This is a genomic window from Streptomyces sp. SID4985, assembly GCF_009863025.1.
Taxonomy (GTDB): Bacteria; Actinomycetota; Actinomycetes; order Streptomycetales; family Streptomycetaceae; genus Streptomyces.
The window spans coordinates 1-12,538 of the sequence record NZ_WWIR01000306.1 but is presented as its reverse complement, the minus strand read 5'-3'; the positions used below and the strand labels follow the sequence as shown (position 1 = coordinate 12,538).

The window sequence follows — 12,538 nt, the reverse complement described above, 5'->3', positions numbered from 1 at the left end:
TCAGGCCGGGGTGGCCCGTTCGTCCGCGACCACGGCCGGTTCCCCACCCGTGATGCTCACCAACTCCGCGAACGTGGTGCGGAATACGGTGTGCGGCATCCCGGCGCCCGCCCACACATGGTCGTACACGGCCAGAGTGGTGTCGATCAGGGTGCGTACGGGGCCCGGGTGACCCACGGGGGCCACCCCGCCGACCTCCTGGCCCGTGACGGTGAGGACGTAGTCGGGGTCGGCGCGGCGGATCTTGTTCCGGCTCACGTCGAGGAGACGGGCGACCAGGCGGGTGTCCACGCGGTGGGCGCCACTGGTCAGGACGAGCAGGGGCTCACCGGCGGCGGTGAAGACCAGGCTGTTGGCGATGGCGCCCACGGGGCAGCCGAGCTGGGCGGCCGCGGCCGCCGCCGTCGGCGCGGGGACCGGCAGTTCCACCACGTCGGCGGTGCTGCCGTGCGCGCGCAGGGCCGCCTGGACGCGTTCCACTCGTTCACGCACGGGTGACTCCCTCGGGTGCTCCGGTCGTGTCGGCCGCCGCAGGGGGCCACTCCTCGGCGAGGACCGACCATACCTCCTTGTCGAGCCGCACCCCCCGGTACGGATAGCGCTGCCGCAGCACGCCCTCGCGGGTCAGGCCGAGACGGCGCGCGGCCTCGGTGCTGCGGGTGTTGCCCGACGCGGCCATCCACTCGACACGGTTCATCCCGCGCTCGTGGAAGGCCCAGTCGATCAGGACCCGGGAGGCCCGGTTCACCAGGCCGCGCCCCTCACCGGCGGCCTCCAGCCAGCAGCCGATCTCGCACACCCCGGAGGCGGTGTCGAAGTGGGTGAACATGACACCGCCGACCAGGGTGCCCTCCAGCCAGATGCCGTAGATCCGGCCGGAGTCCTGGGCCTGGCGGTCGGCGTACCGCTGGAGGGTGGCGGTGGCGGATTCGAGGTCCGTGCTGAAGGTCGCCCAGGGTATCCACGGGTCCACCGTGGGCCGCGCGCGGTCGATGTGCTCCAGGAACTCCTGGGCCTGCCAGGGCTCCAGCGGGCGGAGCTGAGCCTGGTCACCGAGCGGCAGAGCGAACACGGGGCACCTCGTTCCCTGGGTACGTAACAAACGTTCGGTATGTAAGGTAGCAGTATGCCACCCGCACCCGTCGACCATGAATCCCGCCGTGAGGACGTGAGCCGTGCCGTGTGGCAGGTGCTCGCCGAGAAGGGGTTCGGCGCACTGACGCTGCGTGCCGTCGCCGCCGCGATGGGCGTCTCGACCGGGATGCTCATGCACTACTTCCCGACCAAACGCGCCCTGATCGCGCACGCCCTGAGCCTGCTGGAGAGCAACACGGCGGGGCGGCCCCGCCGCGAACACCCCACCCCCGGACTCGCCACCGTCCGGGCCATGCTGCTCGACATCCTGCCGCTGACCCCCGACGACACCGCCCGCAACCGCATCTGGGTCAGTTCGTGGGACCTGTCGCTGGCCGACGACGCCCTCGCCGCCGAACAGGCCGAACGCTACGCACGGTTGCGCGCGACCATGTACCCGCACTTCGAAGCGGCCCGCGACCTGGGAGAAGTCCCCGCCGGTGCCGATCCGGACCAACTTGCCGCCACCGCAGTCGCGTTCGCCCATGGGCTGGTCGTCCAGGCCCTTTTCGACCCCGGCCGGTTCTCGGGGGACGTGCAGACCGCGATGCTGGACGACTTCCTCGCGTCTCTCGCGGCGGCCTGACCCGGCGGGGGCGGTCCCGGTGCCGGTGCCGGTGTCCGTGCCGGAAAAACTCCGATGACCCGCCCCGGCGTGCGCTGCGAAGATGCTCCGATGATCCACCGTCTCGAATCCCTGGTTCTCCGGCACACCCTCCGACTCCCGGTCCCCTCCGGCCCGGCCGGTCAAGGGGACGTTGTGGCGCGGCAGTTCGACGCCGTGCTGATGTCCATGGGATTCAAGCTCTCGGCGGAGCTGCTGGCGCGACTGTCGGGACTGGAGCCGAAGGCGGTCACCGTGATCGCGCGGCGCACGCTGGGGACCGTCCGCGAGATGGTCGGCGATCATGTCCGGCACAACGTCTACTTCGTGGACTTCCCGGCCAACGTGCCGGACACGTACGACTTCTGGACCGACTGCATCGCCGACGCGCTCGCCGACGAGTCGTCCCGCGAGAACACACTCGCCCAACTCCGCACCGGACTGGTCGACTTGCTGACTCTCCCGGCGTACGGCAACTACCGCCACTCGTACGCCGAGATGCTCGCCGCCCATGACGAACTGATCGCCGCGGCGGGTGACCGCATGACCGTCCTGCACCTCGGCGGCCCCCTGGACGACGAGGTCACGGCGCTCTACCTCGCCCTCGCGGGCAGCACCACACCCCTGGGCGAGGAGGGCCTGCGTGACCTCGTGACCCTCGCCGGGCGCTGCGCGACGGGACCGCAGCCCGAGGAGATACCCGTCCGGGAGAACCGCGCCGTCGTCAACCGGGCCCGGCTGAAGGCGGGGGCGGATCTCGTCGTGGACACCGTCACCGATGTGCTCCGCCTGGCGTGCGCGCTGTCGGACGGCGATGTGACCCTGGTCGGGCCGACCCGGTTCCGCTCGCCGTCGCGGTCCGTACGGCGCACCCTGCTCGCGGCGCTCGACTCGGTGGTGGCGGCGAGCCCCGCCAAGCTCGCGGACGTGAACGCGCACCGGGAGCGGTGGAAGCGGCTCGGCGAGCGGCTGCACGCGCACGAGTACGCGGAGCGGTGGCCGCACGCAGCCGAGGTGTTCGCCGTCGCGCGGGGCGAGAAGGAGGCGCCGTCCTTCGACAGCCGCGTCGAGGAGCTGCTCGGCGCGGGCGATGTCGGCGGCGCGGCACGGCTGTTGGGGTCGGCTCCGGGCAAGTTGTTCCGCGCCCTGGACCGGCTGCTGCGTACGGCCGCGACACCGGACGAGCGGGAAGCGGTGGTGGCTGCCGCCGAGTCGGCCGCTCCGGAGGTCTCCGGGCGGGTCCTGCTGTCCGTGCGCGAGCACGTGGGCAACCGCGAAAGGGCGGACGCGCGGCGGGTGTTCGTCAACCGGCACGGCGGTGCCTGGGCCGAGGCCGACACCCGGCCCGCTCTGCCCGCGTCCACGCGCGAGCGCCTGCTCGCCGTCCTGGACGCCGAGACGCGCCGCCGGCTGCCCGACCCAGGGCAGCTGCTCGTCGACCCGGCCGTCCTCGACGTGGCGCTCCCGCTCAGCGGCAGGGCGACCACCGCAGGTCTCGGGGTGCTTCCGCGCGGTTCTCTCTCGGCGGTGGAGGGGGACCTGCTGCGCTTCTTCGTGCACTGGAAGCAGAAGCGGCGCAGCACGGACTACGACCTCTCCGCCCTACTGCTGAACTCCCGCTACGAAACGGTCACTTGGCTGTCGTACACCTCGCTCAAGGAGGTCGAGGGCGAGCACTCCGGTGACATCACCGACGCGCCCGAAGGGGCATCGGAGTTCATCAACCTGCGGTTGGGCGTGGTGCGCGGCGACTTCATCGTGCCGCAGGTCAACATCTACTCCGGGGAGGGGTTCGAGGAGGTCGAGGAGTCCTTCTTCGGGTTCATGCTGCGGGATGCCGAGCAGGTGGGGCGTCCGTTCGAACCGCGTACGGTGCGGATGAAGTCGGAGCTGCGGGGGCCGGGGCGGGTGGCGCTGCCGCTGGCGTTCGTGCGGGCGGAGGACGGGAGTTGGCGGGCGAAGTGGCTGCACCTGTATCTCAAGGGGAGCCCTGGGTTCAACCGGGTGGAGGAGAACCGGGTGTCGGCGGCGCTGCTGTTGCGGGGCATTGTCGAGCGTGAGCAGTTGACGGTGCGTCATGTGGTCGGCCTGGTGTCCGATCGCGCCACGGACGTCACGGTGTGGGACGGTGAGGCGGCGCTTCCCGCCGGGCCCGTCACCTACATCGGCCTGGAGCGCCCGGAGGGGCTGCACCCGGACTCGGTGGTCATCACCCCGGAAAATCTGCGCGACTTGATTCCGGCGTGACTGTTAGAGTCGCCGGAGACGAGGCCATGAAGGGGCTTCCTTCTCACTTTCAATGAACCAGCCCTTTCGCTTTCCTCGTCCTCGACTTTTCCGGCAGGTGCGCGTGCGCGTGGCGGCCGAGGGTGAAGCCCGGACCGGCCGCCGCCCCGCTACCGTTGCTCCGTATGACAGCGACCCAGATGGACATCACCGAGGACCTGGTCCGGGAGCTGCTGCGCGAGCAGTGTCCCGACCTCGCGGATCGCCCCCTGAAGCTCGGAGCGCTCGGCTGGGACAACCAGGTGTGGCGGCTGGGCGACGACCTCGCGGTCCGGATGCCCTGGGCGACGGAGTCGGCGGACGCGCTGCTGCGCAAGGAGCACGCCTGGTTGCCGGGGCTCGCCCCGCGGCTTCCGCTGCCGATTCCCGTACCGCAGCGGCTCGGTGAGCCCTCGGAACGGTTCCCGCGCCCCTGGCTCGTCACCACCTGGGTACCGGGCGAGCCCGCCGACCGTGCCCCCGCGACGCACCCCACCGAGGCGGCGGTCGCCCTGGCCGCCTTCCTGAGCGCACTCCACCGCCCGGCCCCCGACCGCGCGCCCTCGGGCCGCGACCGGGGCGGCCGGCTGGCCGAGACCGCCGAGTCCTTCACCGGAGCGCTCGCCTCCGCCGCCGACCTGGGCCTGATCCGCGACCCCTCCGCCCTCCGTGAGGTGTGGGAGGACGCCGCTGCCGCGCCCCCCTGGACCGGCCCCCGCCTCTGGCTCCACGGCGACCTCCACCCGGCCAACGTCCTCACCGCCGACGGCACCTTCTGCGGCGTCATCGACTTCGGCGACCTCTTCGCGGGCGACCCCGCCTTCGACCTGGCCGCCGCCTGGATCCTCCTCCCGGACGGCACGACCGACCTCTTCCACGCCACGTACCAGCCGACCCCGGACCGCGCGACCCTCCGCCGCGCCCGAGGCTGGGCCGTGCTGCGCGCACTGGCCTGCCTCCACATCGGACACGCGGGCGACGAGGGACGCCCTGGGGGCAAGCCGAGTTGGGGGCCTCCGGGGCGGGCGTCGCTGGAGCGCCTCGCTGCGACGGTACGCGGATGACCAGGGCCAGGTCGAACGCCTGCCACCGCGCTGCGGGCCGGCCTTCGTCGGGAGCGCGGGAGAACTGGCCTCCCACGAAAGGCACTTGATGGTAGGTGACGCCAGTGCGACAAGATGAGCCGGTGAGCGGCTTCGTGAAGTTCCTTCGGGACCGGAACATGGCGGACGGTCATGCCTACGCCGATGTGGCCCACCGCTTCGGTGGTGACGCCCTCCTCGACAGTCACCTGCCGATGCTCGACCTCATCGACATGCTGGCCCGGGAGTACGAGGCGATGGAACCGGCGGACGCACGCCATGAAGGGCTGACTTACGGGCTCAGGGTGCTCGCGCAGTCCTACGCCGAGCACCCTGATTACCGTCAGGAGTGGCGCCCGTAGGGTTCAGCCCTCCTCTTCCTCCTCCTCGAACTCCTCGTCTTCGTCCTCGTACTCGCCGTCCCCTTCGTCCTCGTCCTCGTCCTCGTCCGGGGACTCCTCGTCCTCGTCTTCGTACTCTTCTTCCTCGCCCTCCTCCGGCTCTTCCTGTTCTTCCTCCTCCATCGCTTCCTCGTGGCTGCGGACGACCTCGCCGTCGCGGATTTCGCCGCGCCAGCCTTCCACCTCTTCGTCGGCGAACGTCACGTAGCGCTGGAAGTTCTTGAAGTCCAGGCGGAGACGCCGGCCTTGGGCGCGCCAGATGTTGCCGGTCTTCTCGAAGAAGCCGGAGGGGTAGTACTCGACGACCAGGACGATGCGGGTCAGGCTGGGCGCCAGTTCGTGGAAGCTGACGCAGCCGTGGGTGGTGCCCTTGGCGCCCTCGGAGTTCCAGATGATCCGGTCGTCCGGGATCTGTTCCTCGACCGTGGCCTTCCAGCCGCGTGTCGAGGGGCCCACCTTCACCTTCCAGTCGCTGCTGATCTCGTCGTGCCGGCTGACGTTGCGCACGCCCTTGGTGAAGCCGCTGAACTTGTCGTACTGGGTCCAGTGGTCGTACGCCATGCGGAGTGGCACGCCCACGTCCAGCACCTCGATCATGTTCATGACCTTGGTGGTGCCCGAGCCGCCCTTGCCCTTGCCGCCGCCGAACATCTCCTTCGCCTTGCCGACCACGCTGTCCTTGATGTTCCCGGCCTTCTCGCTGACGATCGCCTTCAGCGGGGACTCGCCGTGGAGGATGCGGCTGCCGACGCCGGTGAGGAAGCCGCCGCCGTTGTCGGCACTGTCCAGCAGATGATCCGTCAGGTCGGCTATTTTGTCGCCGGTCTTCCCGACGAGGTGCTCCGCCTGGGCGCCGAGGTAGTCGACGAGTTCGTCGCGGAGCATGTCCAGGCCCGATCCCGGCGCCTTGTCCTTGGCGCCTTCCGCCTTGTCCTTGACGCCTTCCTTGGTGGCCATGTCCTACCTCCCCCGACCGGCGCTCTTCTTGGCAGCCGTCTTCTTCGCGGCGCTCTTCTTCGCGGGCGCTGCCTTCTTGGCCGGGGCCTTCTTGGCGGGAGCCTTCTTCGCAGGTGCCTTCTTGGCCGCCGTCTTCTTGGCCGCCGCCTTCTTCGGTGCCTGCTTCTTCGCGGCGGGCGCGGACTTCTTCGCCGCCTGCTTCTGCGCGGTCTTCTTCGCCGGTGCCTTCTTGGCGGGTGCCTTCTTGGCCGGTGCCTTCTTGGCGGCAGCCTGCTTACGTGAACGGGACGGCGCCGCCTGCTTCTTCGCGGCACCCTCGGTGGGGCGACGGCGGCGCGGCGGCTCCGGCTCTTCCTCCGGCTCTTCTTCCTCCGGCTCTTCTTCTTCCTCTTCCTCGTCCTCTTCGTCGGCGCGCGGTTCCTCTTCTTCCTCCGGCTCTTCCTCCGGTTCCTCTTCCTCTTCTTCCTCCTCGGGCTCCTCTTCTTCCTCTTCCTCCTCTTCTTCTTCCTCCTCCCCGCGAGGCTCCTCTTCCTCCTCGCCCTCCTCGGGCTCTTCCTCTTCTTCCTCCTCCTCGAACTCCGCCTCGTCCTCGACCTCTTCCGGCTCCTCCTCGTACTCCTCTTCTTCCTCTTCCTTCTCACCGATGCGCAGTGTGCGCTCGCGCAGGGAGTCGGCGAGGCCGGTCAGCCGGCGGTCGGCGGTGGCGACCAGCGCCTTGCGGCCCGCGTTCAGCAGCTCTCCGCGCACCTGCTCGTTCAGCTCGGCGACGCCCGGTACCTCGCCCAGCCGTCCCAGGCCCTCGGTCAGCAGTTGCTGCGGGTTGAGCCCGAAACGGCGGCCGGCGAGGTACGTCGCCAGGCCGAAAGCGAGACGCCCTTTCTTGGTGCGCCCGAGCACATAGCCACCCGCGACCGCGGCGGCGAGAGCGATTTTGGTCGTGTCGTTCATGAAACGGTCCCTCCAAGAGCGGCAGGACGGGTGCCCGCTCTCCCGGACGACAGCCCCGGGCCCAGCCCGCGATCATGAGACATAGACGTACGGCGAACCGTCGCCGCACCCGCCCGCCGCGGTGCGCTGGGGCGACACCGGCCGACATTCGTGCGACATATACGCCGTTATGATGAAAGTGTATGTTCGCGCGTGGAATCTGGCGCCCCCTCCCAACCAGCGGAGAGATCCGATCACCGGAGACACCATGGCCGCAGCACAAGAACCCGCCAAGCGCCGCTCCGGCAGCGGTCGCGGAACCGGCAAGGGCAACGCCGCATGGGCCATGCGCACCGCCGCCGAGCAGTTGAGCGAGCTGCTCGGCCGCTCTCCGGAGTCGGTCTCCGCATTGAAACCCACGGATGACGGGTGGGAAGCCGATGTCGAGGTACTCGAACTGGAGCGAGTCCCCGAGACCACCAGTGTGATGGCCACGTACCGGGTCACCCTCGACAAGGAGGGCGATCTCATGGCGTACGAGAGGACCCGCCGCTACACCCGAGGACAGATCGACCGGCGAGGCTGAGGCGAGGCGCCCGGGCGGCCGGTGAAGGGAGAGGCGCCATGAGCCTGGTGCCACAAGGCGGAGGACCAGTCGCCCAAGGCGGTGGCGGCGGTGGAAGCCTCTACGACGTCCTGGAACTCATCCTCGACCGCGGACTCGTCATCGACGTGTTCGTCCGTGTGTCCCTGGTCGGCATCGAGATCCTGAAGATCGACGCCCGCATCGTCGTGGCCAGCGTCGACACGTATCTCCGGTTCGCGGAGGCGTGCAACCGGCTCGACCTCGAATCCGGCCGGAAGGCCCCCGCCCAGCTGACCGACATCGTCGGCGACTCGATGGAGAGCGGCGCGCAGGGCAAGTCCAAGGGCGCGATCACCGGCGCCGTCGAGGCGGTCACCGACTCCCTCAAGGGCGTGACCGGCGGTGACGAGGACGAAGAGGAAGAGGAAGCGGAGGAGGAGCCCGTGGAGAGGAAACGGCGTCCGGCCCGGCGGACCTCCCGGCGGGAGCGGAGTTCGGCCCGCGAGAAGGAATGAGCCATGGCCGTATACATCTACTCCGTCACCGGAAAACAGCACCCGCTGCGCCTCGACGGCCTGCGCGCGGTCGGCGAGTCCCCGTCCGGCCTGCGCGCCGTGTCGGCGGGCGCGCTGTGCGCCGTCGTCAGTGACGCGCCCGACAACCTGCGGCCCAAGCGCCGCGACATCGGCGCGCACCAGGAGGTGCAGGAACGCCTCATGGCCGACGGCACCGTACTGCCGCTGCGCTTCGGGCTCGTCGCGGAGGACGACGACGCCGTACGGGCCGCGCTGGAGGAGCGGGCCGATGAATACACCGAGCGGCTGCGGGCACTCGAAGGGTGTTCTGAATATCACCTGAAGGCGTCGCAGGACGAGGACACCCTGCTGCGGCAGATCCTCCAGGAATCGAGCGCGGCACGGGAGCTCAACGACGCGATCCGCGCAGGTACCGCCGATGTCGGCGCCCCGGTCCGCCTGGGTGAGATGGTCGCGCGGGAGGTGCAGGCCCGGCAGGAGGCCCTGGCCACGGGAGTGGTCGAGGCGCTGCGCCCGTTCGCGCGGGACGTGGACTCCAGCCAGCCGACCGGCGAGAACTTCCTCAGCGTGTCCTTTCTGGTGCCCGAAGACCAGGAAGAAGCCTTCCTGACAACCGAGTTGAGCGTCGCGCATCAGCTGGGCGACGACCTCGACCTGCGGCTGCACGGGCCTCTTCCGCCCTACAGCTTCGTATGAGGACAATCGCATGGGTCTCTTCACACAGCTCGTGACCCTGCCGCTCGCGCCGGTGCGCGGCGTCGGCTGGGTGCTGGAGCGCGTCCTGGAGGCGGCCGAGGACGAGTACTACGACCCCGCGCCCATCCACCGTGAACTCGCCGGCCTGGAACGGCGGCTGGTCGCCGGGGAGATCGACGAGGAGACCTTCGACCGTCGCGAGGACGAACTGCTCGACCGGCTGGACGAGATCCAGGCGTTCCGGCAGGGCGGGCCCGGACCGACCTGATCGGGCGCGAGGGAACACGAGGCCACCACCGTGACTGATCCCATGGGCAACCGGCTCGGCTCCTCACCGTCACGAGCGGCGCCGCAGTACGGACAGGGCTCCTCCGCCAACCTCGCCGACATCCTGGAGCGGGTGCTCGACAAGGGCATCGTCATCGCGGGTGACATCCAGATCAACCTGCTCGACATCGAACTGCTCACGATCAAACTCCGGCTGCTCGTCGCCTCCGTCGACAAGGCGAAGGAGATGGGCATCGACTGGTGGGAGCACGATCCCGCGCTGTCCTCGCGCGCCCGGGGCGAGGGGCAGCGGTCGCTCGCCGACGAGAACCGGCGGCTGCGCGAGGAGATCGAGGCGCTGCGGCAGGAGCGGGAGCTCGCCGAGGCCGGTGAGGCAGCCGAGGTCCTCGAAGCGGCCGAGGCCGACGAGCCTGCCGAGGAAGGCGAACTGATCGAGGACGGCGAACTGATCGACACCGAGGAGCCGGACGAGGCGGAGCAGCCGGAAGAAGCCGAAGAGGCGGAGGAACTGGAGGAGGCGGAGGAGGCGGGGGAGCCGGAGGAGGCCGAGGAGCCGGTCGAGCCGGAGGAAAAGCCGCGTACGAAGAGACCGCGCACGCGTACGGAGAGGTCACGTACGGAGAAGTCGCGTACGGAGCGGTCCCGAGCAGAGCGACCGCGTGCGACCCGCAGTCGGCGACGGATGCGCGATGAGTGACCTCCTCACCTACGCCTACGCCGTGGCCCGCGCCGCCGACGGCCTGGACGAAGCCGCCGCCGCGCTCGACGGGGTGGCCGGAGCTCCCGTCCGGCTGCTGCCCTCCGCCCACGACGACACGCTGCTGCTCGTGACCGGGCAGGTCCCCGCCGAGGACTTCCGCGAGGACGCGCTCGCCCGGCACCTGGAGGACCTGGACTGGCTGGAGGCCGTCGCCCGCGCCCATCACCAGGTGATCGAGACCCTGGGCGCCCGGACGACCGTACTGCCGCTGCGCCTGGCGACCGTGTACCTGGACGACGCGCGGGCGCGGGGCACCCTGGACGAGGGGCGGGAGCTGTTCGCGTCCCGGCTCGACCGGCTGGCCGGGCACGTCGAGTGGGGCGTGAAGATCTACGCCGACCCCGCGTCGGCCGCTCCGGAACCCGGGACCGAGCAGACCGCGGAGCTGACCCCGGGCCGGTCGTATCTGCGCGGCCGCAGACGGCAGCAGACCCACCGCGACAGCGTCCACCGCGTCGCGCAACAGGCGGCCGGGGCGGTCGAGGCGGCCGGGCGGCGGTACGCCGTCGAGCGGGCCCGGCACCGGGTGCAGCAGGGGGCCCTCGCGGGTGGGGCGGGCGAGAACGTCGTCAACGACGCCTACCTCGTGGCGGGCGAGGACTCCGAGGCGTTCCGGGCCGAGGCGGCCCGCGCCGCCGAGGGGCTGCCGGGCGTCCGGGTGGAGGTCACGGGGCCCTGGGTGCCGTACTCCTTCGCCACACCGGCCACCGGGTACGACGACGCGCCGACGGGGGCGGTGCGGTGAACGCGAACGCCCCCTCGCCGTCTCCCTCGTCCTCGGACGAGCCCCTGCCGCAGCGGCAGGTCGCGCTCATCGACCTGTTGGACCGGCTGCTGAGCGGCGGGGTCGTCCTGACCGGGGATGTCGTGCTGTCCATCGCCGACATCGACCTGGTGCGGGTGTCGCTGCGGGCGCTGATCGTGTCGATCGGGGAGAACAGCCCGTCGCCGTTCGCGCTGCCGCTGGGGCCGGGGGACGAGCATGGCGGCTGAGGAGAGGGGCGGTGCCGAGCGCCGTTCCGGCGAGACCGCCGACGACCGTTTCGCCGAGGTCGCCGAGGCCGCCGAGCGCGCCTTCCGACTGCTGCCCGCCGCGCCCGGCGAGCTGCCCCCCTCCGGCGGCCGGGACCGCTCACCGGCGCGCCGGATCAGCTCCGACCCCGACACCGTCGAGCGGGACCTCGTCCGGCTGGTCCTCACGCTGGTGGAACTCCTGCGCCAGCTCATGGAGCGGCAGGCGCTGCACCGGGTCGACCAGGGGGACCTCACCGAGGAGCAGGAGGAGCGGCTCGGGGCCACGCTGATGATCCTGCACGACCGGATGAACGCCCTGTGCGCGCGGTACGGGCTCACCATGGACGACCTCAACCTCGACCTCGGCCCGCTGGGGACGCTGTTGCCACCGGCCGACTGAGCCGCTGTTGACGTACCGGCGCGGGGGTACTCGGTGAGCGTGCCGTGCTCGGGAGGTTGCGGCGCGGGGAGGAGGTGAGGACATGGCGGTTCCCCGGTACACCATGCCCCACGGTCTGTCGGCCCTGGTGACCGGCTCGTCGCGGGGGCTCGGGCTGCTGATGGCCGAGTGCCTGGTCCGGCGGGGCTGCCGGGTGACCCTGCTCGCCCGGGACACCGACGAACTGGTGCGGGCCGCGCACTGGATGCGGGAGCGGACCGGGCGGCGCGTGGGGCTCGTCCCGTGCGACGTACGGGACGAGGACGCGGTGACGGACGCGATGCGGCGTACGGCCGAGGCGTCCGGCGGGCTCGACGTGGTGATCGCCAACGCCGGTGTCATCCAGGTCGCCCCCGCCGAGATCGCCGGGAACCGGGCCTTCCGCGACGCCTCGGCCACCATTTTCGAGGGCGCCCTGAACACGTCCCTGGCCGCTCTTCCGTATCTGCGCCGCAGTCCGGTGGGCGGACGGCTCGGGCTCGTCGGCTCGGTCGGCGGGCTGTTGTCGGTGCCGCACATGGTGCCGTACTCGTGCGCCAAGGCGGCCGTGCGCGCGCTGGGGGAGGGGCTGCGCGCCGAGACGGCGGGGAGCGCGGTGAGCGTGACGACCGTCCACCCCGGGCTGATGCGCACCGGTTCGCATCTCCAGGCGGAGTTCGGCGGGCAGGCCGAGGCGGAGTACGCCTGGTTCTCCGCCCTCGCGGGCGCGCCCCTGCTGTCCATGGACGCGGAGCGGGCGGCGCGGCGGATCGTACGGGCCGTCGAGCGCCGCCGCCCCCGGCTGGTGCTCACCCCCGCCGCCCGCCTCGCTTCCCTCGCGCACGGTGTGGCGCCCGACCTCACGACCCG

At 71.0% G+C, this 12,538-nt stretch carries 15 protein-coding genes and 2 pseudogenes; 13 read left to right on the top strand and 4 right to left on the bottom strand.

Translation table 11 applies throughout. From position 1 onward, the window contains the following. Nucleotides 1-492 (bottom strand): YbaK/EbsC family protein, encoded by a 492-nt coding sequence (locus GTW40_RS12515; protein WP_343245672.1) that lies wholly within the window; start codon nucleotides 490-492, stop codon nucleotides 1-3. Next, nucleotides 485-1,072 carry a GNAT family protein gene (locus GTW40_RS12510; protein ID WP_161180244.1) on the bottom strand — a complete coding sequence of 196 codons (588 nt, stop codon included), beginning with the start codon at nucleotides 1,070-1,072 and terminating at the stop codon, nucleotides 485-487. Before GTW40_RS12510 ends, GTW40_RS12515 begins: the two co-directional genes overlap by 8 nt. A gap of 54 nt (nucleotides 1,073-1,126) precedes the next feature. Between GTW40_RS12510 and GTW40_RS12505 the strand changes: the two genes are divergently transcribed. The 4 genes from GTW40_RS12505 (at nucleotide 1,127) to GTW40_RS33715 (ending at nucleotide 5,447) form a co-directional block, all read left to right on the top strand. Next, the gene (locus GTW40_RS12505; protein ID WP_161180243.1) at nucleotides 1,127-1,720 is read left to right on the top strand and encodes a TetR/AcrR family transcriptional regulator; all 594 of its coding nucleotides are present in this window, start codon (nucleotides 1,127-1,129) and stop codon (nucleotides 1,718-1,720) included. Nucleotides 1,721-1,810: 90 nt separating this feature from the next. Beyond that, a complete protein-coding gene (locus tag GTW40_RS12500; RefSeq protein WP_161180242.1) occupies nucleotides 1,811-3,985 on the top strand; it encodes a TerD family protein in 2,175 nt (724 codons plus the stop codon). Between the two features lie 164 nt (nucleotides 3,986-4,149). Next, a complete protein-coding gene (locus tag GTW40_RS12495; RefSeq protein ID WP_161180241.1) occupies nucleotides 4,150-5,067 on the top strand; it encodes an aminoglycoside phosphotransferase family protein in 918 nt (305 codons plus the stop codon). A 122-nt stretch (nucleotides 5,068-5,189) separates the two neighbouring features. Then, nucleotides 5,190-5,447, top strand: a complete 258-nt coding sequence (locus GTW40_RS33715; RefSeq protein ID WP_202485786.1) for a DUF6221 family protein — start codon at nucleotides 5,190-5,192, stop codon at nucleotides 5,445-5,447. A 3-nt stretch (nucleotides 5,448-5,450) separates the two neighbouring features. Here the strand turns inward: GTW40_RS33715 and GTW40_RS12490 are convergent, their stop codons facing one another. Both GTW40_RS12490 and GTW40_RS32620 read right to left on the bottom strand, forming a co-directional pair. Continuing rightward, nucleotides 5,451-6,371, bottom strand: a complete 921-nt coding sequence (locus tag GTW40_RS12490) for an SRPBCC family protein (RefSeq protein WP_343245673.1) — start codon at nucleotides 6,369-6,371, stop codon at nucleotides 5,451-5,453. Next, nucleotides 6,296-7,391: pseudogene (locus GTW40_RS32620) on the bottom strand (histone protein). Before GTW40_RS32620 ends, GTW40_RS12490 begins: the two are co-directional and overlap by 76 nt. 247 nt (nucleotides 7,392-7,638) lie before the next feature. On the opposite strand from GTW40_RS32620, the gene GTW40_RS12480 reads away from it, so the two are divergent. The 9 genes and pseudogenes from GTW40_RS12480 to GTW40_RS12440 all read left to right on the top strand — a co-directional run. Continuing rightward, nucleotides 7,639-7,956 (top strand): gas vesicle protein, encoded by a 318-nt coding sequence (locus tag GTW40_RS12480; protein ID WP_161180239.1) that lies wholly within the window; start codon nucleotides 7,639-7,641, stop codon nucleotides 7,954-7,956. A 38-nt stretch (nucleotides 7,957-7,994) separates the two neighbouring features. Next, nucleotides 7,995-8,471 carry a gas vesicle structural protein GvpA gene (locus tag GTW40_RS12475; protein ID WP_161180238.1) on the top strand — a complete coding sequence of 159 codons (477 nt, stop codon included), beginning with the start codon at nucleotides 7,995-7,997 and terminating at the stop codon, nucleotides 8,469-8,471. A 3-nt stretch (nucleotides 8,472-8,474) separates the two neighbouring features. Further along, nucleotides 8,475-9,188: a GvpL/GvpF family gas vesicle protein gene (locus GTW40_RS12470; protein WP_161180237.1), complete on the top strand. Its 714-nt coding sequence runs from the start codon at nucleotides 8,475-8,477 to the stop codon at nucleotides 9,186-9,188. 10 nt (nucleotides 9,189-9,198) lie between these two features. Beyond that, on the top strand, nucleotides 9,199-9,456 hold the full coding sequence (locus GTW40_RS12465; protein ID WP_161180236.1) for a gas vesicle protein GvpG: 258 nt from the start codon (nucleotides 9,199-9,201) through the stop codon (nucleotides 9,454-9,456). Nucleotides 9,457-9,498: 42 nt separating this feature from the next. After that, nucleotides 9,499-9,819 (top strand): annotated as a pseudogene (locus GTW40_RS12460) (gas vesicle protein); the annotation flags it as partial. A 346-nt stretch (nucleotides 9,820-10,165) separates the two neighbouring features. After that, nucleotides 10,166-10,981 carry a GvpL/GvpF family gas vesicle protein gene (locus tag GTW40_RS12455; protein WP_161180235.1) on the top strand — a complete coding sequence of 272 codons (816 nt, stop codon included), beginning with the start codon at nucleotides 10,166-10,168 and terminating at the stop codon, nucleotides 10,979-10,981. Continuing rightward, nucleotides 10,978-11,229 (top strand): gas vesicle protein, encoded by a 252-nt coding sequence (locus tag GTW40_RS12450; protein ID WP_161180234.1) that lies wholly within the window; start codon nucleotides 10,978-10,980, stop codon nucleotides 11,227-11,229. Before GTW40_RS12455 ends, GTW40_RS12450 begins: the two co-directional genes overlap by 4 nt. Then, nucleotides 11,219-11,650: a gas vesicle protein K gene (locus tag GTW40_RS12445; RefSeq protein WP_161180233.1), complete on the top strand. Its 432-nt coding sequence runs from the start codon at nucleotides 11,219-11,221 to the stop codon at nucleotides 11,648-11,650. Before GTW40_RS12450 ends, GTW40_RS12445 begins: the two co-directional genes overlap by 11 nt. 82 nt (nucleotides 11,651-11,732) lie before the next feature. Then, nucleotides 11,733-12,538: SDR family NAD(P)-dependent oxidoreductase (locus tag GTW40_RS12440; RefSeq protein ID WP_237525472.1), on the top strand; the 806-nt coding region annotated here is incomplete at its 3' end.

What these genes read in the sequence shown, in the direction of transcription:
- GTW40_RS12470 (WP_161180237.1), top strand. Translation starts at nt 8,475, where the DNA reads ATGGCCGTATACATCTACTCCGTCACCGGAAAACAGCACCCGCTGCGC.
- GTW40_RS12465 (WP_161180236.1), top strand. Translation starts at nt 9,199, where the DNA reads ATGGGTCTCTTCACACAGCTCGTGACCCTGCCGCTCGCGCCGGTGCGC.
- GTW40_RS12480 (WP_161180239.1), top strand. Translation starts at nt 7,639, where the DNA reads ATGGCCGCAGCACAAGAACCCGCCAAGCGCCGCTCCGGCAGCGGTCGC.
- GTW40_RS12490 (WP_343245673.1), bottom strand. Translation starts at nt 6,371, where the DNA reads ATGCTCCGCGACGAACTCGTCGACTACCTCGGCGCCCAGGCGGAGCAC.
- GTW40_RS12455 (WP_161180235.1), top strand. Translation starts at nt 10,166, where the DNA reads ATGAGTGACCTCCTCACCTACGCCTACGCCGTGGCCCGCGCCGCCGAC.
- GTW40_RS12445 (WP_161180233.1), top strand. Translation starts at nt 11,219, where the DNA reads ATGGCGGCTGAGGAGAGGGGCGGTGCCGAGCGCCGTTCCGGCGAGACC.
- GTW40_RS12500 (WP_161180242.1), top strand. Translation starts at nt 1,811, where the DNA reads ATGATCCACCGTCTCGAATCCCTGGTTCTCCGGCACACCCTCCGACTC.
- GTW40_RS12505 (WP_161180243.1), top strand. Translation starts at nt 1,127, where the DNA reads ATGCCACCCGCACCCGTCGACCATGAATCCCGCCGTGAGGACGTGAGC.
- GTW40_RS12495 (WP_161180241.1), top strand. Translation starts at nt 4,150, where the DNA reads ATGACAGCGACCCAGATGGACATCACCGAGGACCTGGTCCGGGAGCTG.
- GTW40_RS12475 (WP_161180238.1), top strand. Translation starts at nt 7,995, where the DNA reads ATGAGCCTGGTGCCACAAGGCGGAGGACCAGTCGCCCAAGGCGGTGGC.